Source organism: Pantoea sp. AS-PWVM4 (genome assembly GCF_000468095.1).
Taxonomy (GTDB): Bacteria; Pseudomonadota; Gammaproteobacteria; order Enterobacterales; family Enterobacteriaceae; genus Pantoea; species Pantoea phytobeneficialis.
On sequence record NZ_ASZC01000016.1, the window covers coordinates 185,535 to 206,795 of the forward strand.

The 21,261-nt window shown below is 51.3% G+C and carries 22 protein-coding genes and 1 tRNA gene; 9 read left to right on the plus strand and 14 right to left on the minus strand.

Features of this window, described 5'->3' with window-relative positions; all coding sequences use genetic code 11:
- Positions 1-18: 18 nt before the first annotated feature.
- The 9 genes from ccmI to ccmA are packed head-to-tail and all read right to left on the minus strand — an operon-like array spanning position 19 to position 6,972.
- On the minus strand, positions 19-1,230 hold the full coding sequence (gene ccmI, locus L579_RS15440; protein WP_021185131.1) for a c-type cytochrome biogenesis protein CcmI: 1,212 nt from the start codon (positions 1,228-1,230) through the stop codon (positions 19-21).
- Positions 1,230-1,685: a cytochrome c-type biogenesis protein gene (locus tag L579_RS15445; RefSeq protein ID WP_036626831.1), complete on the minus strand. Its 456-nt coding sequence runs from the start codon at positions 1,683-1,685 to the stop codon at positions 1,230-1,232. Before L579_RS15445 ends, ccmI begins: the two co-directional genes overlap by 1 nt.
- Positions 1,682-2,239: a DsbE family thiol:disulfide interchange protein gene (locus L579_RS15450; protein WP_013509947.1), complete on the minus strand. Its 558-nt coding sequence runs from the start codon at positions 2,237-2,239 to the stop codon at positions 1,682-1,684. The genes L579_RS15445 and L579_RS15450 overlap by 4 nt, the downstream gene beginning before the upstream one ends.
- The gene (locus tag L579_RS15455) at positions 2,236-4,194 is read right to left on the minus strand and encodes a heme lyase CcmF/NrfE family subunit (protein ID WP_021185132.1); all 1,959 of its coding nucleotides are present in this window, start codon (positions 4,192-4,194) and stop codon (positions 2,236-2,238) included. Before L579_RS15455 ends, L579_RS15450 begins: the two co-directional genes overlap by 4 nt.
- Complete coding sequence (gene ccmE, locus L579_RS15460) at positions 4,191-4,676, minus strand: cytochrome c maturation protein CcmE (RefSeq protein ID WP_021185133.1); 486 nt, start codon at positions 4,674-4,676, stop codon at positions 4,191-4,193. Before ccmE ends, L579_RS15455 begins: the two co-directional genes overlap by 4 nt.
- Positions 4,673-4,906, minus strand: a complete 234-nt coding sequence (gene ccmD, locus L579_RS15465) for a heme exporter protein CcmD (protein ID WP_021185134.1) — start codon at positions 4,904-4,906, stop codon at positions 4,673-4,675. Before ccmD ends, ccmE begins: the two co-directional genes overlap by 4 nt.
- Positions 4,903-5,643 (minus strand): heme ABC transporter permease, encoded by a 741-nt coding sequence (locus L579_RS15470; protein WP_036626875.1) that lies wholly within the window; start codon positions 5,641-5,643, stop codon positions 4,903-4,905. Before L579_RS15470 ends, ccmD begins: the two co-directional genes overlap by 4 nt.
- 55 nt (positions 5,644-5,698) lie before the next feature.
- Positions 5,699-6,358 (minus strand): heme exporter protein CcmB, encoded by a 660-nt coding sequence (gene ccmB, locus L579_RS15475; RefSeq protein WP_036626878.1) that lies wholly within the window; start codon positions 6,356-6,358, stop codon positions 5,699-5,701.
- Positions 6,358-6,972 carry a cytochrome c biogenesis heme-transporting ATPase CcmA gene (ccmA, locus tag L579_RS15480; protein WP_021185136.1) on the minus strand — a complete coding sequence of 205 codons (615 nt, stop codon included), beginning with the start codon at positions 6,970-6,972 and terminating at the stop codon, positions 6,358-6,360. Before ccmA ends, ccmB begins: the two co-directional genes overlap by 1 nt.
- Before the next feature lie 244 nt (positions 6,973-7,216).
- Here ccmA and L579_RS15485 point away from each other — a divergent pair, with 244 nt between their 5' ends.
- The 3 genes from L579_RS15485 to L579_RS15495 all read left to right on the plus strand — a co-directional run bounded on the left by L579_RS15485 (position 7,217) and on the right by L579_RS15495 (position 9,616).
- Positions 7,217-8,134, plus strand: coding sequence for a formate/nitrite transporter family protein (locus L579_RS15485; RefSeq protein WP_021185137.1), 918 nt, complete (start codon positions 7,217-7,219; stop codon positions 8,132-8,134).
- Between the two features lie 74 nt (positions 8,135-8,208).
- Positions 8,209-8,283 (plus strand) — tRNA-Arg (locus tag L579_RS15490).
- A gap of 160 nt (positions 8,284-8,443) precedes the next feature.
- Entirely contained in the window at positions 8,444-9,616 is a 1,173-nt protein-coding gene (locus tag L579_RS15495; RefSeq protein ID WP_036626881.1) for a tyrosine-type recombinase/integrase, read from the plus strand.
- 600 nt (positions 9,617-10,216) lie between these two features.
- On the opposite strand, the gene L579_RS15500 is transcribed toward L579_RS15495, so the two are convergent.
- The gene (locus tag L579_RS15500) at positions 10,217-11,104 is read right to left on the minus strand and encodes an SDR family oxidoreductase (protein WP_021185139.1); all 888 of its coding nucleotides are present in this window, start codon (positions 11,102-11,104) and stop codon (positions 10,217-10,219) included.
- Between the two features lie 417 nt (positions 11,105-11,521).
- Between L579_RS15500 and ycgZ the strand changes: the two genes are divergently transcribed.
- Together ycgZ and L579_RS15510 are read left to right on the plus strand one after the other, a co-directional pair.
- Positions 11,522-11,761, plus strand: a complete 240-nt coding sequence (gene ycgZ, locus L579_RS15505; protein ID WP_021185140.1) for a regulatory protein YcgZ — start codon at positions 11,522-11,524, stop codon at positions 11,759-11,761.
- A gap of 84 nt (positions 11,762-11,845) precedes the next feature.
- Positions 11,846-12,106 carry a biofilm development regulator YmgB/AriR family protein gene (locus L579_RS15510; protein WP_021185141.1) on the plus strand — a complete coding sequence of 87 codons (261 nt, stop codon included), beginning with the start codon at positions 11,846-11,848 and terminating at the stop codon, positions 12,104-12,106.
- A gap of 72 nt (positions 12,107-12,178) precedes the next feature.
- Here L579_RS15510 and L579_RS15515 read toward each other — a convergent pair whose 3' ends face one another.
- Positions 12,179-12,586, minus strand: a complete 408-nt coding sequence (locus L579_RS15515; protein ID WP_051337980.1) for a NirD/YgiW/YdeI family stress tolerance protein — start codon at positions 12,584-12,586, stop codon at positions 12,179-12,181.
- Positions 12,587-12,840: 254 nt separating this feature from the next.
- Here L579_RS15515 and L579_RS23815 point away from each other — a divergent pair, with 254 nt between their 5' ends.
- The 3 genes from L579_RS23815 (at position 12,841) to L579_RS15525 (ending at position 16,383) form a co-directional block, all read left to right on the plus strand.
- On the plus strand, positions 12,841-13,023 hold the full coding sequence (locus L579_RS23815; RefSeq protein WP_152521890.1) for a hypothetical protein: 183 nt from the start codon (positions 12,841-12,843) through the stop codon (positions 13,021-13,023).
- Positions 13,024-13,170: 147 nt separating this feature from the next.
- A complete protein-coding gene (locus tag L579_RS15520) occupies positions 13,171-13,935 on the plus strand; it encodes a hypothetical protein (protein ID WP_021185143.1) in 765 nt (254 codons plus the stop codon).
- 84 nt (positions 13,936-14,019) lie between these two features.
- Positions 14,020-16,383, plus strand: a complete 2,364-nt coding sequence (locus L579_RS15525; protein ID WP_021185144.1) for a phosphoketolase family protein — start codon at positions 14,020-14,022, stop codon at positions 16,381-16,383.
- 28 nt (positions 16,384-16,411) lie between these two features.
- Here L579_RS15525 and katE read toward each other — a convergent pair whose 3' ends face one another.
- From katE to L579_RS15540, 3 genes are all read right to left on the minus strand, one after another.
- Positions 16,412-18,676, minus strand: coding sequence for a catalase HPII (gene katE, locus L579_RS15530; protein ID WP_021185145.1), 2,265 nt, complete (start codon positions 18,674-18,676; stop codon positions 16,412-16,414).
- 531 nt (positions 18,677-19,207) lie between these two features.
- The gene (locus tag L579_RS15535; protein WP_021185146.1) at positions 19,208-19,657 is read right to left on the minus strand and encodes a DUF421 domain-containing protein; all 450 of its coding nucleotides are present in this window, start codon (positions 19,655-19,657) and stop codon (positions 19,208-19,210) included.
- 11 nt (positions 19,658-19,668) lie between these two features.
- Positions 19,669-20,178 carry a hypothetical protein gene (locus L579_RS15540; RefSeq protein ID WP_021185147.1) on the minus strand — a complete coding sequence of 170 codons (510 nt, stop codon included), beginning with the start codon at positions 20,176-20,178 and terminating at the stop codon, positions 19,669-19,671.
- 588 nt (positions 20,179-20,766) lie between these two features.
- Here L579_RS15540 and L579_RS15545 point away from each other — a divergent pair.
- A complete protein-coding gene (locus tag L579_RS15545; RefSeq protein ID WP_036626835.1) occupies positions 20,767-21,252 on the plus strand; it encodes a CinA family protein in 486 nt (161 codons plus the stop codon).
- The last annotated feature ends 9 nt before the right edge of the window (positions 21,253-21,261 follow it).

Below are 21,261 nucleotides of genomic sequence, written 5' to 3' on the forward strand. Positions count from 1 at the left end.
GTTTTAGGGTGTATCGCTTCAGGGCTGCTGCTGATTAATCTCTACAGCCAGTTGCTGATGACCGTCCCAGGGCGTCACTGCGCTTAAACCAAACCAGTCTCCAGACTGCGGATTGGCGCTACCATCGCGCGAGACACGCACCCGGACCTGCACCTGATGCTGCGCCGACAATAAACGGTCTGGCATCATAGCGTTACTGTCATCCAGCGTGAGCGATAACGGGAAGTGGCTGAGCGGTAAACGCTTCACTGCCACAGGCACCGGTGATACACCGTCAGTCACAGAAATATACAACACTCCGCCTTGCGGTAACATTTTTTCTGCCTGGGGCGTTAAACTTACCGCCAATGCCAGGTGGCTATTTTGCTGTCCCGCATCGGTTTTTGCTTGTTCAATGCTGCGCTCGATCATCGCAATACGATGGTCCCCCGCCGGTAACAATTTCAGCATTGTCTGCCAGGCACCAATCGCCTCATCATATTGCTGCTGCTCAAAAGCGTTGAACGCCAGCAAACTCAGGGTACGGACATTGCTGTGATCGCGCTTCAGCAGGTCACGCAGCAACATGCTGGCCTGACGATTATCCTGTGGATCGCTGGAGCGCGTCAGCACTTCTGCGTAATCCTGTTGCAGTTCCAGATTATTCGGAGCCAGTTGCAACGCACGTTCGAATGCCTGACTGGCATCGGTGGCGTTATTCAGCACCATGCCAAGTCGGCCCAACATGGTCCAGTCATTGAGGTTTTGCGGATCGGATTGCAGCGAGGTACGCAGCCCAAGTTGCAGACGCGCCAGTTCTTCCATCGTCAACGGTTTCGCCTGCGGATCCATCACGCGCGCACGTAACGCCGGATATTCTTGTTGTACCGAGGTCCAGCCCGCCAGTTGCGCCAATCCACCGGTTTTCAGGTACATGCCGAGTGAAACCACGATCAACAAACCGACACCGGGGAGCAGGACCCAGCGGCTGCTTTGATGGCTGCGCACCTCATCCTGTTGCGGCACATCGGTCAGCAACGTTTGTTGCAGCTCGCGTACCATCTCTGGTCGCTCCGCCACCACACCTTCATCTTCATCACGCTCCAGCTCGCGCAGGCGCTGCTGATAAAAGTCGGTGTTCAGACGATCGCGATCGCCATTACTCGCCACACGCTGACGCCAGCCTGCGCTGAGAAACAACGCTGTGGCTGCCGCCAGTAAAATTATCAGGGTAATCCAGAATCCACTCATTACGGCTTCCCGTCACGCTTCAGAATCGCCGCAAGGCGTTGTTGTTCGTTGTCATCCAGTTCGCTGCGCGTTTTACGCTGGCGACTGCGCAGGATAATGATCAGGCCACCGAGCACCACAAACAGAGCCGGGCCGACCCACAGGATCAGGGTTGATGGCGTCACCGGCGGTTCGTAAGTGACGAAATTGCCATAACGCGCCACCATATAATCAATGATTTGCTGGCGGCTCTGCCCCTGCTTCATCAGTTCATAAACTTTGAGACGCATATCCGCAGCAATCATCGCGTTGGAGTCAGCGATGCTGTTGTTCTGGCATTTCGGGCAGCGTAGCGAACCGGTCAGATCGCGATACTGCTCCTCCTGCTGCACCGAATCGAACTGGTAAGTATCAATCGCCGCCCACAGGCTGGTGCTCAACAACACGCCTGCGAGCAAAAGAAGCAGCCGTTTCACGCCCCTGCCCCCTTGCTGTATTTATCCCACAGCGGTTTCACTTCCTGCTGCCAGACACGCTCGTTCATATCACCGGCATGGCGATAACGAATAATGCCTTTGCCATCAATCAGGAAGGTTTCTGGCGCACCGTAGACGCCGAGATCCAGACCCAGCATGCCATCACCGTCATACAGGCTCAGCGCATAAGGATTCCCCAGCGTATTCAGCCAGGTCACCGCTTTGGTGCGATCGTCTTTATAGTTGAGGCCCACCACGCGAATGCCTTTTTCCGCCAGCGTGTTGAGATATTCGTGCTCCGCGCGGCAGGTCGGACACCAGGTGGCCCAGACGTTCAGCAAAATCGGTTTGCCATCGGTCAGCACCTGTTGGTCGTATATTTTGCCTGGTTTGTCGAGCGCTTCGAGTTTGAACACCGGCACCGGTTTGCCAATCAACGCCGACTCCAGCAACGTCGGATCGTCGCCATTGGCATTGCGCGTCAACTGCCACAGCAGCGCCGCCGCCAGCAGCAGAAACAACACCAGCGGGATAAAAAGGATTTTCTTGTTCATGCCTGCTCCTCCCGTTGCGCTTTTTTGCGCGAACGATAACGCGGATCGAGCAGACACAGCAGGCCACCCACCGCCATAAACACGCCGCCGAACCAGATCCAGCGCACGAAAGGTTTGTAGTAAATCCGCACTGCCCAGGAGCCGTCATCCAGCTCTTCGCCCAACGCCGCATAGAGATCGCGGGTAAAGCCACCGCTGATCGCCGCTTCGGTCATCATGGTACGCGCGGCGGTATAGAAGCGTTTCTCCGCGTGCAGCACCGCTTCCGGCTTACCGTTGCGGGTCACGTCGATAATCGCCACACCACCGCTGTAGTTCGGCCCTTGCAGGTTATGCACGTCACGGAAGATGAAGTGGTAATTGTGGATATCAATATTATCGCCCGACTTCATCCGCACATCGCGCTCGACGCTGTACTGGGTACTGAAGGCGATACCAATCACCGTTACTGCCACACCGAGATGACCAAGCACCATACCCCAATGGCTGCGCGTCAGATGGCGCAAGCCTTTAAAGAAAGTATGACGATGGGTAGCGCGTTCGTGTAGCTCCATTAATGTCAGCAGGATCACCCAGATCGACATCAGCAAGCCAATCACCGTCATCGCTTCAATACGATCTTGCAACAACCACGGCAGCGCGATGGAGAGGATCAGCGTCACCAGCAAGGCGATGCCGAGACGTTTCCACAGTTTCTGCGGCTCATCACGTCGCCAGCGCACCAACGGACCGATGCCGAGCATCAGCGCGAACGGCGCCATCAGCCAGGTGAACATGGTATTAAAGAAAGGTTCGCCGACCGAAATGCTGCCCAGCCCCAGTTGCTTATGCACCAGCGGCAGCAGGGTACCCAGCAGAACCACCAGCATGGCGGCAATCAACAGTACGTTGTTACCCAGCAGGAACGATTCGCGTGACCAGGCTTCGTTTTGCACCCGGCTGCGTACCTGACCGCCTTTAATTGCGTACAGCAACAGCGAGCTACCAATCACGATCACCAGGAAAGCGAGAATAAACATGCCGCGCGCCGGATCGGAGGCAAACGAGTGCACCGATACCAGCACGCCGGAACGCACGAGGAAAGTGCCGAGCAAACTCAACGAGAACGCGGTGATCGCCAGCAGTACCGTCCAGGATTTAAAGCTGCCGCGCTTTTCCGTCACCGCCAGCGAGTGCATCAACGCCGTACCCGCCAGCCACGGCATAAAGGAAGCATTTTCGACCGGGTCCCAGAACCACCAGCCGCCCCACCCCAGTTCGTAATACGCCCAGGCCGAACCCAGTACGATGCCGATGGTCAGAAACACCCAGGCGGCCGTAGTCCACGGACGTGACCAGCGCGCCCATGCGGTATCGAGACGCCCCGCCATCAGTGAGGCGATGGCAAACGCAAAGGCAACGGAGAAGCCGACATAGCCCATATACAGTAGCGGCGGATGGAAGATCAGGCCGATATCCTGCAACATCGGATTGAGGTCACTGCCGTCAATCGGGAAGTTGGGTAACGTGCGGGTAAACGGGTTGGAGGTCAGGGTGATAAACAGCAGGAAGCCGAGGTTAATCATCCCCATCACCGACAGCACGCGCGCCAGCGCATCCTGCGGCATGCCGCGACTGAAAATCGCCACCGCCAACGTCCAGCTACTCAACAGCAGCACCCACAACAGCAGCGAACCTTCGTGCGCGCCCCATGTCGCGGCGATGCGATAATAAACCGGCAGCAAGGTGTTGGAGTTGGTTGCGACGTAAGCCACGGTAAAATCGTTCACGATAAACGCGTGCACCAACAGCAAAAACGCCGCTGCGATACAGGCAAACATCCCGACCGTCAGCGGGCGCGCCAACGCCATTAAACGTGCATCCTGACGCACCGCGCCCCATAGCGGATAAATACTTAACAGCAGCGCCAGTCCCAGCGCCAGGCAGAGCAGAAAACTGCCAATTTCTGGCATCATGATTGGGCACCTGCCTGCTGATAGTTGGCCGCAGGTCCTGTGTGATTTTTCTTCATCGCGTCCTGAATTTCCGGCGGCGTATATTTTTCATCGTGCTTCGCCAGCACTTCTTTGGCATTCACCAGGTTGCCGTCCTCCAGCACCCCTTGTGCCACCACACCCTGCCCTTCGCGGAACAGGTCCGGCAGAATGCCTTCATAGCTGACGCTCACCACGCCGTTGGCGTCATACAGTTTGAATGAGACAGCGAGGGTTTTGGGATCGCGCTTGACGCTCCCCGGCATCACCATGCCACCAACGCGCAAACGCTGGCCTGGCTCGGGTTTCTGGTGATTTTCGCCCTTGCCGTACAGAATTTCGCTCGGGGTGTAGAACAGATCGATGTTGGAACGCAGCGCATACATCACCAGCGTAGTGGCAAGGCCCAAGCCCACCAACACCGCTACCACCACATACAGGCGGTTACGACGACGGATATTCACACAGATTCTCCTGCCGCTTCACTGGCGGCTTTTTTCGATTTAGCCGCACGGATGCGACGCTCCCTGGATTGACGCTGGCGAATTTCCGCCAGCAGGCGACGGCGGAACAGCACGGTGTGCAGCACCAGACCGATCAGCGGAATCAGCGTGAAGACCACGGCGAGCCAGACATAAAAGGCATAGCCGCCCATGGCAAAGAAATCCTGCCAGGAAGAGAAAGCTGGCGTCATGATTTGCGCCCTCCCTGTGCGACCTCAATCGCCCAGGGACGATGACGTTCAGTAAACAAAATCATATTGCGCAGACGCATCAGCGTCAGCGAGATGAATACCAGCAGATAACCGAGGATCGCCCAACGCAGCGGGGTACGCATGCTCGGCGCAATCGCCTGTTGCAGAATGCCGGACGACCCCTGATGCAGGGTGTTCCACCACTGCACCGAGAAGTGAATAATCGGCAGGTTAATCACACCAACCAGAATTAAAATTCCAGCAGCACGACCGGCAGTGCGACGGTCGTCAAAGGCGTGATAGAGGGCGATGACACCCATATAAAGGAACAGCAATACCAGTTCAGACGTCAGGCGGGCATCCCAAATCCACCAGGTGCCCCACATCGGCTTGCCCCAGGCGGAACCCGTGACCAGCGCGATAAAGGTGAACACAGCGCCAACCGGTGCCATCGCTGCCGATACCAGGTCAGCCATTTTCATCTGCCACACCAGACCGATAAACGCGGCAATCGCCATTGAGGCATAGACGCCCATTGACCACATCGCTGCCGGTACATGGATGTACATGATGCGGAAGCTATCGCCCTGCTGATAATCCGCCGGCGCAAAACCAAAGCCCCACACCCAACCCAACAACAAGGTGGCGACCCCAAGTACCGCGAACCAGGGAATTAAGCGACCACAAAGCCGATACAGCTTTTCAGGCTTTGCCCACTGGTGTAACCATTTCCACATTTGCATAGCTCACAATATAAGAAGAGAGATTTCGGCATCTCTGTGGATGCACGATTTAATGCAGACTAATACGCAGCGCCGCCGCCGTAGCAAACGGGGACAGCGTAGCGCTGCCTGCCAGCATGGCACCGAGGATCGCCAGATAACCGCCAATCGGCAGGCCCTGTCCGGCGGCATCAATCGCTGCGCTGGCAAAAATCAACACCGGGATCGCCAATGGCAATACCAGCAAACTCAATAACACCCCGCCGCGCCGCAAACCCACGGTCAGGCCGGTGCCGATAGCCCCAAGAAAACTCAGGGTTGGCGTTCCCAGCAACAGGGTCAGCGCCATTGCCCGCCACCCGGCAAAATCGAGCGACAACAGCAGTGCCGCCAGCGGCGACAATAAAATCAACGGCAGTCCGGTAATCAGCCAGTGAGCGATCACTTTGCCCAGAACCGTGACTGGCAATGGCGTTGGCAGTAACAACAACTGCTCCAGCGAACCGTCCAGAAAGTCATCGCGAAACAGACGCTCCAGCGCCAGTAACGACGCCAGCAACGCAGCCACCCAGGCGATACCGGGGGCAATGCGTGCCAGTTGCTGCGGATCAGGGCCAATACCCAGCGGGAACAGCGTAATGACAATCAGGAAAAACCACAGCGGGTTAATCACTTCCGCACCACTGCGGAAGGCAATTTTCAGCTCACGCTGAATCACACGGCCCAGCATCATGCCCACTCCGATACCAGACGAATTTTACGAACCCGCTCTGCGCTGTCTGGCAAATCCTGATGGGTGGTTAAAATCACCGCGCCTCCGTTATCGGCATGCTGCGCAAAACGCGCCATCAATTTTTCCACGCCAGCTTTGTCGATGGCCGTCAACGGCTCATCAAGAATCCACAAGGTTGCCGGACTGAGCCACAGGCGAGCCAATGCAACGCGTCGCTGCTGACCAGCAGAAAGCTGTGCCACTGGCACCTCTTCATATCCCAGCAAATCAACCTGCTCCAGAGCCTGGAAAATCGCGTCACTGTGGCTGTCGCCATGCCAGAAATGCAAATTCTCTAATGGTGAGAGTACCGATTTCACTCCCGGGTGATGGCCCAGATAAAGCAGATTTTGATGCCATATTTCCCGCTGCTGACGAATCGGCTGCGCCTGCCACAGCACGTCACCCTCTTCCGCCCGGCTCAATCCGGCCAGCAAGCGCAGTAGTGAAGTTTTACCTGCGCCATTTGGCCCCTCAATTTGCACGATGTCGCCTGCTTCAACACGAAAGCTCAGCCCGTTGAACAGGGTACGCTCATCGCGAACGCATGCGAGATTAATGACTTCGAGCATAAAAGGGGGAATCGCGGCAATGAAATTAGGCCAGGATAATACCACAATGAATCTGTGGGCCGTAGTCTGTGAGCCATGTCACACCTACCCCAAACGGGGTAAACGGGTGGTTCAGATCAATAAATCGCTCAAAAAACCACCACAGTTAAAATCTTGTTACTCTTAAATTGAATCCACGTAACAAATCAAGCTTGCGCAAAACGGCTACGCTTATTACGCAATGGCATTATCACCGGAGGAAAATATGAAGCGTTCGCCATCGGTTTCTCAAGCGAGTAATGACGTTGAAAGCGAAGAAAAAACGCAAGGCACAGAGATTGAAGTCGATGAGGAGGCGTTACCCTCACGAGCCGCTGCCATCCATGAAGAGATACGTCAGGACGGGGAAAAGGAACTAGAGCGTGACGGTATGGCGCTGCTGTGGTCAGCGATCGCAGCCGGGATGTCGATGGGCGCCTCTCTGATGGCGAAGGGGATTTTCCAGGTCCATCTGGAGGGCGTACCTGGGGGATTTTTACTGGAAAATCTTGGCTATACCTTTGGTTTTGTTATCGTAATTATGGCGCGTCAGCAGTTGTTCACTGAAAACACCGTGACGGCTGTGCTGCCCGTAATGCACAAACCCACGTCAGGGAATATTTTGCTGCTACTGCGCTTCTGGGGGCTGGTGCTGTCGGGTAATTTGATCGGGACGGCACTGGGTGCGCTGGCGTTTAATTATATGCCGATCTTTGATGAGGCAACCCGTCAGGCTTTCACCGTGATCAGTGAAAAAGTGATGGCAAACCCGCCGGGAGAGATGTTCGCTAATGCGGTGATTTCCGGCTGGATCATTGCCACCATGGTATGGATGTTTCCCTATGCCGGTGCCGCGAAAATTGTGGTGATCGTGATGATGACCTGGCTGGTGGCGCTTGGTGACTTAGCCCACATCGTGGTTGGTTCGGTGGAGGTGCTGTATCTGGTGTTTGCCGGTCGTATTCCCTGGCATGAATTCCTCTGGCCATTCGCCCTGCCGACGTTGCTTGGCAATATTACCGGCGGAACGCTGATTTTTGCTTTGATCAGCCATGCGCAGATTCGCAACGATATGAGCGAGGCGGCAAAAGCCAAAGCCCGTGCCGAGCAAAAACGCCAGGCGAAGTGTGAGAAATCACGCTAATTTGTTGAGATATTAAGCAAACGGGAAACAGGCGGTTAAATTTGCGTAGCTGCTGGGGTATACTGCGCGCCGACGTTCCCTTAGTTAAATGGATATAACGAGCCCCTCCTAAGGGCTAGTTGCAGGTTCGATCCCTGCAGGGAACGCCAGTTGCATATCTCAGCATGTTCAATGAAGTCTAAAAATCCTTTCTATACATACTCATAGCTGTTAGCACGCATCCAAGAACGTCCAACCAGATCTAATGGAATCTATACACAGTTGTGTATACTATTGCGTATAACTTGGTTCGATCTTTTCTCTATACACATGCTGCTATCTGATATCCAAATCAAACGAGCTAAACCTAAAGAAAAACCTTACACACTCAACGATGGTGCTGGGCTGTCGTTACTTATTGATGTCAACGGTTCGAAAGGCTGGCGCTTCCGATATCGTTTCATTGGTAAGCCCAAAATGATTTCCTTTGGCGTTTACGGCGAGATCTCGCTTGCAGAAGCACGCCGTAAGCGTGATGAGGCTCGTGCTCTGCTGGCTAAGGGTATCAATCCTAGCGAAGCTCGAAAGGCTGAAAAGATTGCTCTGTGCTTTTCTCATGAGAACAATTTTGAGAGTGTTGCCAGGGAGTGGCATAGCTCGAAAAAAGCCAGTTGGTCAGAAGGATACGCAAAAGAGGTTCTAAATTGCCTGGAGCGGGATATCTTTCCTTATATTGGCCATCGCCCTATTGACCAGATTGAACCCCTGGAACTGCTAACTGTTCTGCAAAAAATCGAGAAGCGTGGAGCGTTAGAGCAAGCCAGTAAAGTGCGCCGCCGATGTGGTGAGGTATTGCGTTATGCTGTTGTAACGGGGAGAGCGAAGTATAATTTCGCTCCAGATTTGGTTATTGCATTAAACAAACCAAAACAAAATCATTATCCTTTCCTGACAGAGCAAGAAATCCCAGACTTCGTGAAAGCCTTAGAAGGCTATCAGGGCAGCTTGTTAACAAAGTACGCAACCCAACTTCTGATGCTGACGGGTGTACGTACTGTTGAACTCAGAGCGGCAGAATGGAAAGAATTCGACCTGCGCAATGCTTTGTGGGAGATTCCTAAAGAAAGGATGAAGAAGCGCCGCCCTCATTTGGTTCCGCTTTCAACACAAGCTGTCGAGATTCTGGAGAAACTACAAGTAATTTCAGGGAAATACCTGTTAGTTTTTCCGGGAAGAAATGACGTTAGAAAACCAATGAGTGATGCCAGTATTAACAAAGTAATAAAGATGCTTGGTTATCATGGCAGATTAACGGGGCACGGTTTCAGGCACATGATGAGCACTATTTTGCACGAGCATGGTTTTGAAAGTGCCTGGGTTGAGATGCAACTTGCTCATGTTGATAAGAACTCTATTCGAGGTACATACAATCATGCGCAATATATAGATGCTCGTCGCAAGATGATGCAATACTATTCAAATACTATTACTGAATTGTATTAGCTCAGTCTCGGGCTGAGTGATTCTGCAGACTGAATACAATCAAATTTGACAGTCCTTCATGAGCGAGGAGCGGAGCTTTCAGACACTGGTGCGTCGGATAGCGGAAGCTGTTTAAAAAAGAATGTAAGGGACAAAGTTGCCGCAATAACATCGACTTGCTTTGATGGCGATCCAAGATCTGTTCTACGTGGAGGAATAACTTCCAATTGCCAGGAACTTGATATAGCGCTGCAAATAAGTGTTCTGGATAATTGCTTTGCAATAAAAACTTTAAGCCTTAAAGCAAGAGAATAAAAATACGAATATTTCAGATGATTGATCTATTGGAGAGCGAATAGATTTCCCCGAGGAAGCCCTTGACTTATTGCGGATATTTTCCTGAAGAAATTTGATAGGGGAGGCACGGGGAGAAAATGAGTTTGATTTCCTTAATTCATCATAATGCATATTTCATGTACTTGATGTATATGCAATATCTTTTAAAGGCGTACCAAGAGATGAGCATTTACCTCAGTACTCATAGCCTGAGAATGACTAACGTAAAAATTCTGATTCATTTAAAATACGGTGGCCGTTGTTGGCGGCCACTTAAGATAAAAATCATACCGTGCCTGTGCCACCATCGGAACACCAGACCTGACCAGAGGTGTAACTTGCTTCATCAGAAGCCAGCAGTACATAAAGAGGAGCGATTTCCACCGGCTGACCGGGACGGCCCAGTGGAGCCTGCTCGCCAAACTTTTTCAGTTTTTCTTGTGGCTGCCCGCCTGAAGGTTGTAGCGGCGTCCAGTAAGGACCAGGTGCAACAGCGTTAACACGTATTTCTTCCGGAGCCAGTTGTTTCGCAAGCGCTTTTGTGAAGATGGCAATGCAGGCTTTGGTCTGTGCATAATCCAGCAGAATATCGCTCGGTTCGTAAGCCTGCACAGACGACGTATTAATAATGCTGGCTCCCTGCTTAAGGTGTTTGAGTGCTGCTTTGGTTATCCAGAACATGGCATACACATTGGTTTTGAACGTCGCATCAAAATCTTCAGTAGTAAGCTCGCGGATGGATGAGCAGAACTGCTGGCGACCCGCATTGTTCACCAGAACATCCAGCCCGCCCAGTTCATTTACGGCTTTTTCCACCAGTTGGGTGCAGAATGCTTCACTGCGAATATCCCCAGGCAGAGCAATAGCTTTACGCCCTTCTTCACGGATAAGTTTGATCACCTCTTCAGCATCTTTTTCCTCTGCGGGCAGGTAACCAATGGCAACGTCCGCCCCTTCGCGTGCAAATGCAATCGCAGCAGCACGTCCAATACCTGAATCACCGCCGGTGATCAGCGCTTTTTTGCCTTTAAGGCGACCATGTCCCTGATAGCTGGTTTCACCGTGATCCGGAACAGGGATCATATCGGATGCCAGACCAGGCGCATTTTGCGGTTGTTCTTTAAAAGGAGGGTTTGGCAGATGTGGCTGATTATTTCCAGTGGTATGAGACATAATTACCTCTTTAATTTCAGCTTGAGCATTAATTATTTCAAATGAACAATTTATTTTAGTTCATCTCTGTAAAAATGCTAACCGAAAAGGTTATCGAAGCAATGTCCTGAATTGAATTCACCCTAATACAGATGATTCTTATAAAGAATATCGGGTTAAAAATAATACGTCCGAGAGTACATCTCAGAAATAATATACCGGCGTAAAAATATTCATAAGGCATAATTTAAGTCTAAACTATAAACTCGCATTCCTGATTGCTTCCCTTATCTCACTGATTTCAAATGAATAGCACGAAAAGCCAAAAAATCATAAGCGCGCTAACCATTTTTTTTGTACAGTTTTAACTCATCACGAAGATTAAGTTACATTTGAACCGCACATTTTATAACCTCAATTTTTTCAAAGGGTTTAATTATGCGTCAGCACAATCTGTCATCTTCACCGTCTCACGATATTACACGATATTTTTATGAATCCTCTCTGCCCTCACAACAGGAAATGCTGGGACAAATTGTGACTGAAATCCTGCACTCCGGGAAAAGACTCAATCGGAAGACGATTTGTACCAAACTGGTGCATCGTCTCGAAGTTTCAGGTAGTGCTGAAGAGGAAAAAAGGTATCGGGAGCTGATTGGTCTGCTTCTTGGTCGTTAATTGTAGATATTTACCCTGTATTTTATATGCAACATTACTCAACCCTCAACAGTGCAAGCTATTGCCATAGCAGGAAACCTTTCTATGCCTCAGGCACCTGATGTCGAAACCAATCCCCAGGCTTTTTTTCATCAGACAGACCCCAACATTGTACTGAGTGAAACGGAATGGATCGATGCGGCAGTTTTGTCTATTGAAACCGCGCGCCAGCACGCGACGAATAAAGATATTATTCTGTGGTTAATCGCTAAACTCGAAACCAGCCATGATGCATTGCAGCAGGATGCGCTACGTAACGCTTTAGAGATTGTCGTGGCAGGCACGCCTGACGATCCTGAAAATTAACAAAAAAAACCTTCACAGAAAGGCGGAGAGCGCTGTGAAGGTAAATTACAACCAACCGGCTAATATCGATATTTAAAGTCGTCGAATCTCCCGCACGATGATTGTCGAATGCGTTTGTTCATGCATCAGCTGACCATTAACAGAGACAAGATCATCAGGTTTCACTTCCTGCCCCTGCCAGACATTATCTTTGATAATGAGTGCAATACTGCCCTGCTCATCACGCAGAAGGTACTCATTCTTACCGTTCTGCTTGATGATATTTCCTTTCAGTGACACCCATGTCCGGTCAGGTAATTTTTCCAGTTCTTTAGTCGTTATTTGGTGTTGCCCATCAGTAATTCCCCGATAGCCATCTTTTTGCTCATGCGGTGCAGGCGGCTGTCCATTAGGATTAAATCCACCTTTATCATCAGAATACCCCTGAAATGATACCGTCATGAGAATAGTTAATACAGATATAAGTATTCTTCTTTGCATAATAGCCTCCAGCCGGAGAATTTATGACGAATAAATTAAGTCTAACCTTGATTGTTCGAATAGCAACCAGACAAACAATGAATGATCACTCTCTCATCCTCAGGACGGATATGCGAAGCGCGGGATTAATTTACTTATTCAACTATTTTTTAATATTGCATTTATTCACTTTACCGCTTGCATTAATGACGTAATAAGCTACATTTTAAATGTTACTTTTAAACTTCATTAGGTTGATGTATCTGGGAATTCTTATGAAAAATCACAGAAAAGACGCAGGTAATTTACATGATTTAAGAACCCTGTTAAACGACGAAAGTCAAACAGAAGTAAGGGTAGAGAAGTATTTCTTTAAGAATAATCTGGAAAGAGATATTGCTGCCAGTTGCAAAAGTGGCAAGAAAACTCATCCATTTGTGGAAAAACAACCTCAGTGATCTTTAGCAGAATTTAAACGCGAATATTCAGTTCCCTCATCCCCAGATTATTCCGTTTTCATCAACAGCGGCGAGAGCAATCGGATAGCCGATCTTTTTGTTTTCTCTTTGTATTCACACCATCAATTTCCCCATCAGGGGGCATGCATGATTTTATTCACTACGGATACACTCTGTTCTCTCACCGGAGCGCATCCGGCAAATCTTCGTCGCTGGCATCGAAGCGGATTGCTCTCCCTACAGCTTCCTGGTGACGTATGGGATAACCGCCATATGAATCAGGTACAGGGGATACTGGCAGCCACCGCAATGGGGGTTTCCCCAAAAGAGTTGGCGATCAGTATCGAACGAGGGCTTCCCCTGATTACCAGAGGATGGTCCGCACGCCGGGGAGAGGTACTATTCGAACTTGCATACGGAACCACGCGCTCGCTTTCGCGTATCGTCCGCAATCTTGCAAGTGATTTCAGTGGTGATGATTTTATTAACCACCTGATGCGCCCGTTAAGTTTCTGGCTGATGCAGGAACTCCGCAAAAGCTCGTCTTACCGGTGTCAGCGCTTCCATGACTCAATCCGGTTTTACGCCGAAACGACCTACCGGGCCTCTAAACGAAACAATTCGATCCCGCTTTATCTCGAAGCTGTCAGCACCAGAGATCGTAACGAAATCTGGCTCGAAGCCATTCGCTTGACCGCGCAGGGATTCTGCGTCGAGGTCTGTTCCGGTACGAACATGGGGCAACTCCCTGCGGAGCATCATCAACATCATCTTATGTGGTGCGGCGCAGGTATCAGCAGCAGCAGGATGAGCCAGTATCTGGACGAACGGGAATCGGGATACCCGGTGATGCTCTGCGGCCCTGATCAATCCATTCTGAAAGATTCGGTCGCATGTATGGTGCCACTCTGATTCCCATAGCGCACCTCCGTATGGTCGCGTTGCCCAGGCCCTGCCAGGTTTAATAACCCCCCATTCCACGCTGGAGGAATTTGCATGCTCCCATCAATTTCCGCTAACGAACTCACTTTGATCGACCGCTACTGGCGCGCGGCCAATTACTTATCTGTCGGCCAGATTTATCTGATGGGTAACCCACTCCTGCGCGAACCCTTGCTTCCGGAGCATATCAAACCCCGCCTGCTCGGGCACTGGGGAACCACACCGGGACTCAACTTTATTTATGCTCATCTCAATCGCGTTATCCGTCAGCGAGACCTGAATCTTATCTATATTTGTGGCCCTGGTCATGGCGGCCCCGGTATGGTGGCGAACACCTGGCTGGAAGGCAGCTACAGCGAGATTTATCCGCACATCAATGAAAATGCCGAAGGAATGCAGCGGCTGTTCAGACAGTTCTCATTTCCGGGGGGAATCCCCAGTCATGCGGCACCTGAAACCCCGGGGTCGATTAATGAAGGTGGTGAACTGGGTTATTCGCTTTCCCATGCTTTCGGTGCAGCCTTCGATCATCCTGATTTAATCGTACCCTGCGTGATTGGTGACGGTGAAGCCGAAACCGGGCCACTGGCCGCCAGCTGGCACGGTAACAAATTTCTCAATCCTCAACGTGATGGCGCGGTACTCCCGATTCTGCATCTCAATGGCTACAAGATCGCCAGTCCAACCTTGCTGGGACGCAGCAGCGATGATGAACTCCGGCAGTTATTTAGCGGCTACGGCTACGAACCGCTGTTTGTCACTGGTCATGAACCGGACAACATGCATGTGCAGATGGCAGATACGCTGGACATTGCCTTTGATAAAATCGCCGCTCTCCAGCAGCTTGCACGCACGGGACAGGCAGACAACGCGATGCCACGCTGGCCGATGATCATCCTGCGCAGCCCAAAAGGCTGGACAGGTCCGGCATCAGTTGATGGTAAAAAAGTCGCGGATTTCTGGCGCGCCCATCAGGTGCCCGTCTCATCATGCCGGGAAGATGAAGGCCATCGGCAGATTCTCGAAGAGTGGATGCGCAGCTACCAGCCTGACGATTTGTTCGATCGCAATGGCTGCCTGAAACCAGAGTTGAAAGCATTGGCCCCCGAAGGGGATAAGCGCATGGGAGCCTCACCTTATGCCAATGGGGGTCTACTGCGCCGCGAGCTTAACGTACCTGATATCCATGAATTTGCGGTGGAAGTTTCCGCACCCGGGGCCAGCAGCGCCCAGGCGACAGAACATCTTGGCCGCTTTCTGACTCAGGTATTTCAGCGAAATAAGGATAATTTCCGTCTGTTTGGCCCGGATGAAACCGCGTCAAACCGGCTGTCACCGGTATTTGACGTCACCAGTCGCAGTTGGATGGAGGAAATCAAACTGTATGATGAACAACTGGCGCGCGACGGACGCGTGATGGAAATCCTCAGTGAACATCAATGCCAGGGATGGCTCGAAGGATATCTGCTGACGGGACGACATGGCCTGTTCAATTGTTATGAAGCTTTTATTCACATCGTCGACTCGATGTTCAACCAGCATGCCAAGTGGTTGAAAGTCTCGCGCAAACTGGGATGGCGGAAGCCCATCGCCTCGCTGAATTACCTGCTGTCCTCACACGTCTGGCGCCAGGATCACAACGGCTACAGTCATCAGGACCCGGGGTTTATCGATCATGTTGCCAATAAAAAGGCGGATATCGTGCGTATCTATCTGCCACCAGATGCCAATACGCTGCTATGGGTTGGGGATCATTGCCTGAAAACCTGGGACCGTATCAACGTGATTGTGGCAGGCAAACAACCTGCGCCGCAGTGGCTCGATGGTGAAAGCGCCATTGCCCACTGTGAAGCGGGCATGGGTGAATGGCGCTGGGCAAGCACCAGTGATGACCCTGAAGTGGTGATGGCCTGTGCGGGTGATGTCCCGACGATGGAAACGCTGGCGGCAGTGGATTTACTGCATGGCTATCTGCCGGATTTGCGTATTCGTGTGGTGAACGTCGTGGACCTGATGGCGCTGCAAAGCAGCGACCAGCATCCGCATGGTAAATCCGATGCTGATTTCGATGCCTTATTCACGGCGGATAAACCGGTGATTTTTGCTTTTCATGGCTACCCAAGCCTGATTCATCGCCTGACCTATCAACGTAACAACCACCATAACTTCCACGTACGGGGTTTTAATGAAGAAGGCACGACCACCACACCATTCGATATGACGGTACTGAATGAACTGGATCGTTACCATCTTGCGCAGGAAGCCATTTTACGTGTTGCCGGACTTGCGCAACGTCATCCTGAATTGCTGGATGATTTGCAGGAACGCATCGCGGAACATCACCGCTATGTCCGGGAATACGGCGAAGATGTTCCTGAAGTGCGTAACTGGCGGTGGTCAGGGAAGAACCCGCAGTAAGGCGGACCGCTGAAGTCCGCCCGTTGGGTTATGCAGCCACCGTTGCCGCCTTCTGGCTGCGTGACCACACGCGATGGGACGCCATCGCGGCAAGAAAATCAGTCATCAGCGTTCCCTCAGCTTTGTTGCCTTCCGCCAGGCCCTCCTCCGTTTCACTGTCCTTCAGGCTGAACTGCGTTTTAAAGCGGCGCGCATCGCCGCTCAAACCAATGACCTTCAGATGCTTATAGGCTTCCAGCAAGAAGTAACGCGCATCCCCACTCAACAACAATGCATCGATGTTACCGTCCGGCACCAGCACCGCGTCAAACGTCAGGGAGGGCAGCCCGTTGAACGTTGCATCGATTGGCAACACCGAACCATCATCGGCTCGTACCTGCCCCATATGCGCCGCCAGCAGTTTGGCGTGTACACCTCTGGCCTTCAGCTCCTGTAACGCCACCAGCACATCCGCCGCTTTCACACCGTCGCTAACCAGCAATGCAACCTGCCGCCCCTTGATATCTCCACCAGGCACGGCATAAAGGCTGAGGCTGTCATCCTTCGTCAGCCCATTCACATCTTTTGCGGTGACGACTTTCCGCTGGTTCTGACTGAATTCAATGCCGAGATTATCCGCCACGCCCTGCGCCAGGTCTGCATCGATGTGCAACAGATGATCGACCACCCGTTCTCGGATATAGGCTCGGGCCACCTTGCTCAGCTCAAATGAGAAGGCACCGACGATATGCTGCTGTTCAACAGAGGTCTGGCTCTGCCAGAACAGTTTTGGCTGGGAATAATATTCACCAAAAGAGTCGCTTCGCTCACGAACCTTCTGCCCTTCAATCCTTTCCTGATAACTGTCAAAACCCCCCTTTTCCGCAGCCGGGGGACTTTCTCGTGGCCAATTATCATTGATTGAATTTGGCTCGTAGTTGGCCGGATTGGCGTCAATTTCCGTTCGGTGCATGCCCTGACGCTGAAAATTATGGTATGGGCAGACCGGCCGGTTGATCGGTATTTCATGAAAATTCGGACCACCGAGGCGGCTGATTTGGGTATCTGTGTAAGAAAAAAGTCGCCCCTGCAACAGCGGGTCGTTGGTGAAATCCAGTCCCGGCACAATGTGGCCGGGGTGAAAAGCCACCTGCTCGGTCTCAGCGAAAAAGTTATCGGGGTTACGATTAAGCACCATCCTGCCCACCAACTCTACCGGCACCAGTTCCTCAGGGATTAGCTTGGTGGCATCAAGGATATCGAAGTCGAAGCTAAACTCATCCTCCTCAGGTATCAGCTGAAGTCCCAGTTCATATTCAGGGTAGTCGCCCGCTTCGATGGCCTCCCACAGATCGCGACGATGAAAATCCGGGTCACGGCCCGTGAGTTTCTGCGCTTCATCCCACAGTAACGAGGCCTTACCGGCCACCGGTTTCCAGTGGAAACGGACAAATGTGGCTTTACCTTCTGCATTAATCAGACGGAAAGTATGAATACCAAAGCCTTCCATGGTGCGATAGCTGCGGGGGATACCGCGATCTGACATCGCCCACATTACGTTATGTAACGTTTCCGGTTGCAGCGAAACGTAATCCCAGAAGGTGTCGTGTGCGCTCTGACCTTGTGGCATTTCGTTATGCGGTTCTGGTTTTACCGCATGCACAAAATCCGGAAATTTATGGGCATCCTGGATGAAGAACACTGGCGTATTATTCCCTACCAGATCGAATACACCCTCTTCGGTGTAGAACTTGGTCGCGAAGCCACGGATATCCCGCACCGTATCCGCTGAACCCGCCCCACCTTGTACCGTCGAGAAACGCACGAACACCGGAGTGATGGTATCCGGATCGCCGAGAAAACCCGCTTTCGTTAGTTCTTTCAATGAACGATACGGCTGGAAATATCCGTGTGCTGCTGAACCACGGGCATGCACGATACGCTCGGGAATACGCTCGTGGTCAAAATGCGTGATTTTTTCACGCATGATGAAATCTTCCAATAAGGTGGGCCCACGCGAACCGGCACGCAGTGAATTCTGATCATTGGCGATACGGGTGCCCTGATTGGTGGTCAGGTCCTGCTGCGTGCCATTTTTTCTGAAGGGATCCAGCTGATCGATTTTAGGGGATCGGGTGTCGGGGGCTTTCAGACTACCCGGAGCGGTGGGTTCTTTACCCGGTGGCGTCGGTTTAGCCGACGATTGATGTGAACCATCAGCCGGGGCCAGACTCCCCAGGCCGGGCTTAGCGGTTTCTGGCCCTTTATGCGGTGCCCGATGGGTGAGTCGTTTTCCTTCTGTTTCTTTTGACATTGCGAAAGTCTCCAGTGAAATATCACCTTATTAACTGTAGAGCAATCGTGCCAAAAGGAATTGCTGAAGTGCTAAATTACAGGAAATGACATGAAATTCATCACAGCGGACTCGCTTATTTCACATTAAGAATGCACTGAATAATGATGAGATTTAGCAGTTTAATCTTCCAGGCCGGACAATAACACTCATACATGGACTATAGTTTCTGAAAAGCAACACATCGATAGCCTGAAAAACATATTGACTTCAAAGATAAACATTTTTTCATTCACTCGCTGACAAGGAGAATATATGAAATTATTTATTAAAGTGACCTGTATCGCATTGAGTATTGCCGCATTGACCGGATGTATGCATAGAAGTGAAGCGGTCCATGATGATGGACGCCCTCATGCGCCGAGCGGACAGGCCACTCCTGGTGGTACTCTGGGTTCCGGTCCTGTTGGGCAACCCCAGTCATAAATGGAAACGCCCGGACAATGACCGGGCATTTTTTACCGGTGTAGCAGCGTATCATCATAAGGAAAATTATTTTTCTGTCGCAGGAATAATGGAAATATGACCATTAACTTCGAATACGGCATATTTTATCTGGTCTATCCGTTCCAGCCCCTGTGATGACCGGGCCGACTCCAGAATATCCTCTTTACTGATGCCCGCCATCTTCATGCGTTTTTCCAGCAGATTACCATTTTCAACCAGAATAATCGGCCCGCCCTCTGCCATTTGTTCCAGCGAAGGGAAACGCGTTTTAAGTTTTCCGAGTAAAATATCAATCGTCACCAGGGTGATAATTGTCAGCGCGGCACCCGTCACAGAAAAATCATCGCCCAGCAACGCCTGCTGAGTGGCTTCACTGATAATCAGTAACAGAATCAGATCAAAGGATGTCATCTGTAAAAGCGTTCGTCTGCCCGCGATTTTAAATACCACCATCAGAACGAGGTAGATGCCAGCCGCACGCAATACGGTTTCCATATGATGCTCCTTTAGGGGTATATCCATTGATTGAAATGGACCGGTTGATGCTTGTCAGAACTGACACTGATTGCTACCCGCCCCGGTTGCTGTGGCTGGAGTCCCAGCCATACCGTATGGCTCCCGCCTGTATTGCGGGATGAATACGTCAGCCGCATATCACTCCCGTCAGAAAGGGCCTGGACTGGCAGGGGCTGTATTGTCTGAATCTGCAAGGTATTAAGTGCCCCGTTCCCTATCGTGATCGTAAATTGCCCATCTGGCGGTGTATCAATCCTGATACTCATTTCCATATTGCTCTGTACCCGACCAAAGCGTTCATATTCAACCTTTAGCGAGCCATCAGGTGACTGCGCCAGGCCATTACTCAAAAAACCTTTGGAAAACAGGCCACATGCTCCCAGAATGACAATGGCAATGAGAATATATTCACCGATGCGCTGAATTAAAGACTCTCTGCGTAACCAGATGATGTTTTCTTTAATCGGGTAGTCCCGGCTGCTGAATTCATCTTTATTCATAGGGTACAAGCCTCGTGATCTTTAAAGATGCTTTACTATTGATCCGGATCGTAGCTATCAAACGGATTGGAATTGTCTTTATTGTGGGGCCTGGGCTGGTAGGGATTCCCGTTGGGGTCCGCCCAGCATACATCGCAAGTTTCAAGTGGTGGTAACGCCGGGTGGTAGCAAAGGTGAGGAATTTTTTCCGCTGGCCTGCAAAAAATCAATTTAGGGTTGATTTGCCTACCCATTAATCGCTCACCATTGAATAAAACACTGCAACTCATTTTGTTTATTGAATGCCTCATCACGACAATACAAAAGCAAGCAGGCCAGCTTATGTCTTAATTATTTAATGTGGATCTTATAATTTTAGTCGTAATAATGCGCGTTTCCAGCCAGACTGTTGCGGTTATTTTAACTCACCCGACCTTCATTCCCTTAACATGATGAAATGAAAGGCAGAAAATTCGAAAGTAACGAGGTGCTGCAAAAATGGCAACCAGGAATAATCTGCCAGTTTACCGCATCGTTTATTTCAGGTTGCAGCTTCAGTTTTTATCTATAATTTCCTTACGTATATGTAAAAAAATATTTCGGTGAAATATGAATGAGGAATTGATCAATGCTGTAACGGCCTTAAGCAAAACGCTTGTATCCCACGGGCTGACAGTTACCACCGCGGAGTCATGCACCTCCGGCTGGGTGGGGTCATCACTGGCCGCAGTGACTGACAGTAGCCGTTTTTACAGCAGCGGATTTATTACCTATTCCGATCGGGCGAAGCAGCGTCTGTCGGGCGTGAGTAGCGAAACATTGCGTCGCTATACCGCCGTGAGTGAGGAGGCGGTCCGGGAGATGGCTGAGGGGGCAAAACAGCGCGCGGGTGATGACATCGGGATAGCGGTGAGTGGCTATTCTGGGCCAGACGGCGGTGAAGATGGCATCCCGCCAGGTACCGTCTGGTTCGCCTGGCACTTGCCCGGCAACCAGGTCCATACCGCCTGCCGGGAATTTGAAGGAAGTAGCGAAGCGGTAGTCCGTCAGGCAACACTTTTTTGTCTGGAGGAATTGCGGCGGTTTCTGGGGTAATGATGTTGT

Excerpts from the sequence above, each read along its gene's own strand:
- ccmI (WP_021185131.1), bottom strand. The coding sequence starts at position 1,230 with ATGAGTGGATTCTGGATTACCCTGATAATTTTACTGGCGGCAGCCACA.
- L579_RS15450 (WP_013509947.1), bottom strand. The coding sequence starts at position 2,239 with ATGAACAAGAAAATCCTTTTTATCCCGCTGGTGTTGTTTCTGCTGCTG.
- L579_RS15455 (WP_021185132.1), bottom strand. The coding sequence starts at position 4,194 with ATGATGCCAGAAATTGGCAGTTTTCTGCTCTGCCTGGCGCTGGGACTG.
- ccmD (WP_021185134.1), bottom strand. The coding sequence starts at position 4,906 with ATGACGCCAGCTTTCTCTTCCTGGCAGGATTTCTTTGCCATGGGCGGC.
- L579_RS15470 (WP_036626875.1), bottom strand. The coding sequence starts at position 5,643 with ATGTGGAAATGGTTACACCAGTGGGCAAAGCCTGAAAAGCTGTATCGG.
- ccmB (WP_036626878.1), bottom strand. The coding sequence starts at position 6,358 with ATGCTGGGCCGTGTGATTCAGCGTGAGCTGAAAATTGCCTTCCGCAGT.
- ccmA (WP_021185136.1), bottom strand. The coding sequence starts at position 6,972 with ATGCTCGAAGTCATTAATCTCGCATGCGTTCGCGATGAGCGTACCCTG.
- L579_RS15485 (WP_021185137.1), top strand. The coding sequence starts at position 7,217 with ATGAAGCGTTCGCCATCGGTTTCTCAAGCGAGTAATGACGTTGAAAGC.
- L579_RS15495 (WP_036626881.1), top strand. The coding sequence starts at position 8,444 with ATGCTGCTATCTGATATCCAAATCAAACGAGCTAAACCTAAAGAAAAA.
- L579_RS15500 (WP_021185139.1), bottom strand. The coding sequence starts at position 11,104 with ATGTCTCATACCACTGGAAATAATCAGCCACATCTGCCAAACCCTCCT.
- ycgZ (WP_021185140.1), top strand. The coding sequence starts at position 11,522 with ATGCGTCAGCACAATCTGTCATCTTCACCGTCTCACGATATTACACGA.
- L579_RS15510 (WP_021185141.1), top strand. The coding sequence starts at position 11,846 with ATGCCTCAGGCACCTGATGTCGAAACCAATCCCCAGGCTTTTTTTCAT.
- L579_RS15515 (WP_051337980.1), bottom strand. The coding sequence starts at position 12,586 with ATGCAAAGAAGAATACTTATATCTGTATTAACTATTCTCATGACGGTA.
- L579_RS23815 (WP_152521890.1), top strand. The coding sequence starts at position 12,841 with ATGAAAAATCACAGAAAAGACGCAGGTAATTTACATGATTTAAGAACC.
- L579_RS15520 (WP_021185143.1), top strand. The coding sequence starts at position 13,171 with ATGATTTTATTCACTACGGATACACTCTGTTCTCTCACCGGAGCGCAT.
- L579_RS15525 (WP_021185144.1), top strand. The coding sequence starts at position 14,020 with ATGCTCCCATCAATTTCCGCTAACGAACTCACTTTGATCGACCGCTAC.
- katE (WP_021185145.1), bottom strand. The coding sequence starts at position 18,676 with ATGTCAAAAGAAACAGAAGGAAAACGACTCACCCATCGGGCACCGCAT.
- L579_RS15535 (WP_021185146.1), bottom strand. The coding sequence starts at position 19,657 with ATGGAAACCGTATTGCGTGCGGCTGGCATCTACCTCGTTCTGATGGTG.
- L579_RS15540 (WP_021185147.1), bottom strand. The coding sequence starts at position 20,178 with ATGAATAAAGATGAATTCAGCAGCCGGGACTACCCGATTAAAGAAAAC.
- L579_RS15545 (WP_036626835.1), top strand. The coding sequence starts at position 20,767 with ATGAATGAGGAATTGATCAATGCTGTAACGGCCTTAAGCAAAACGCTT.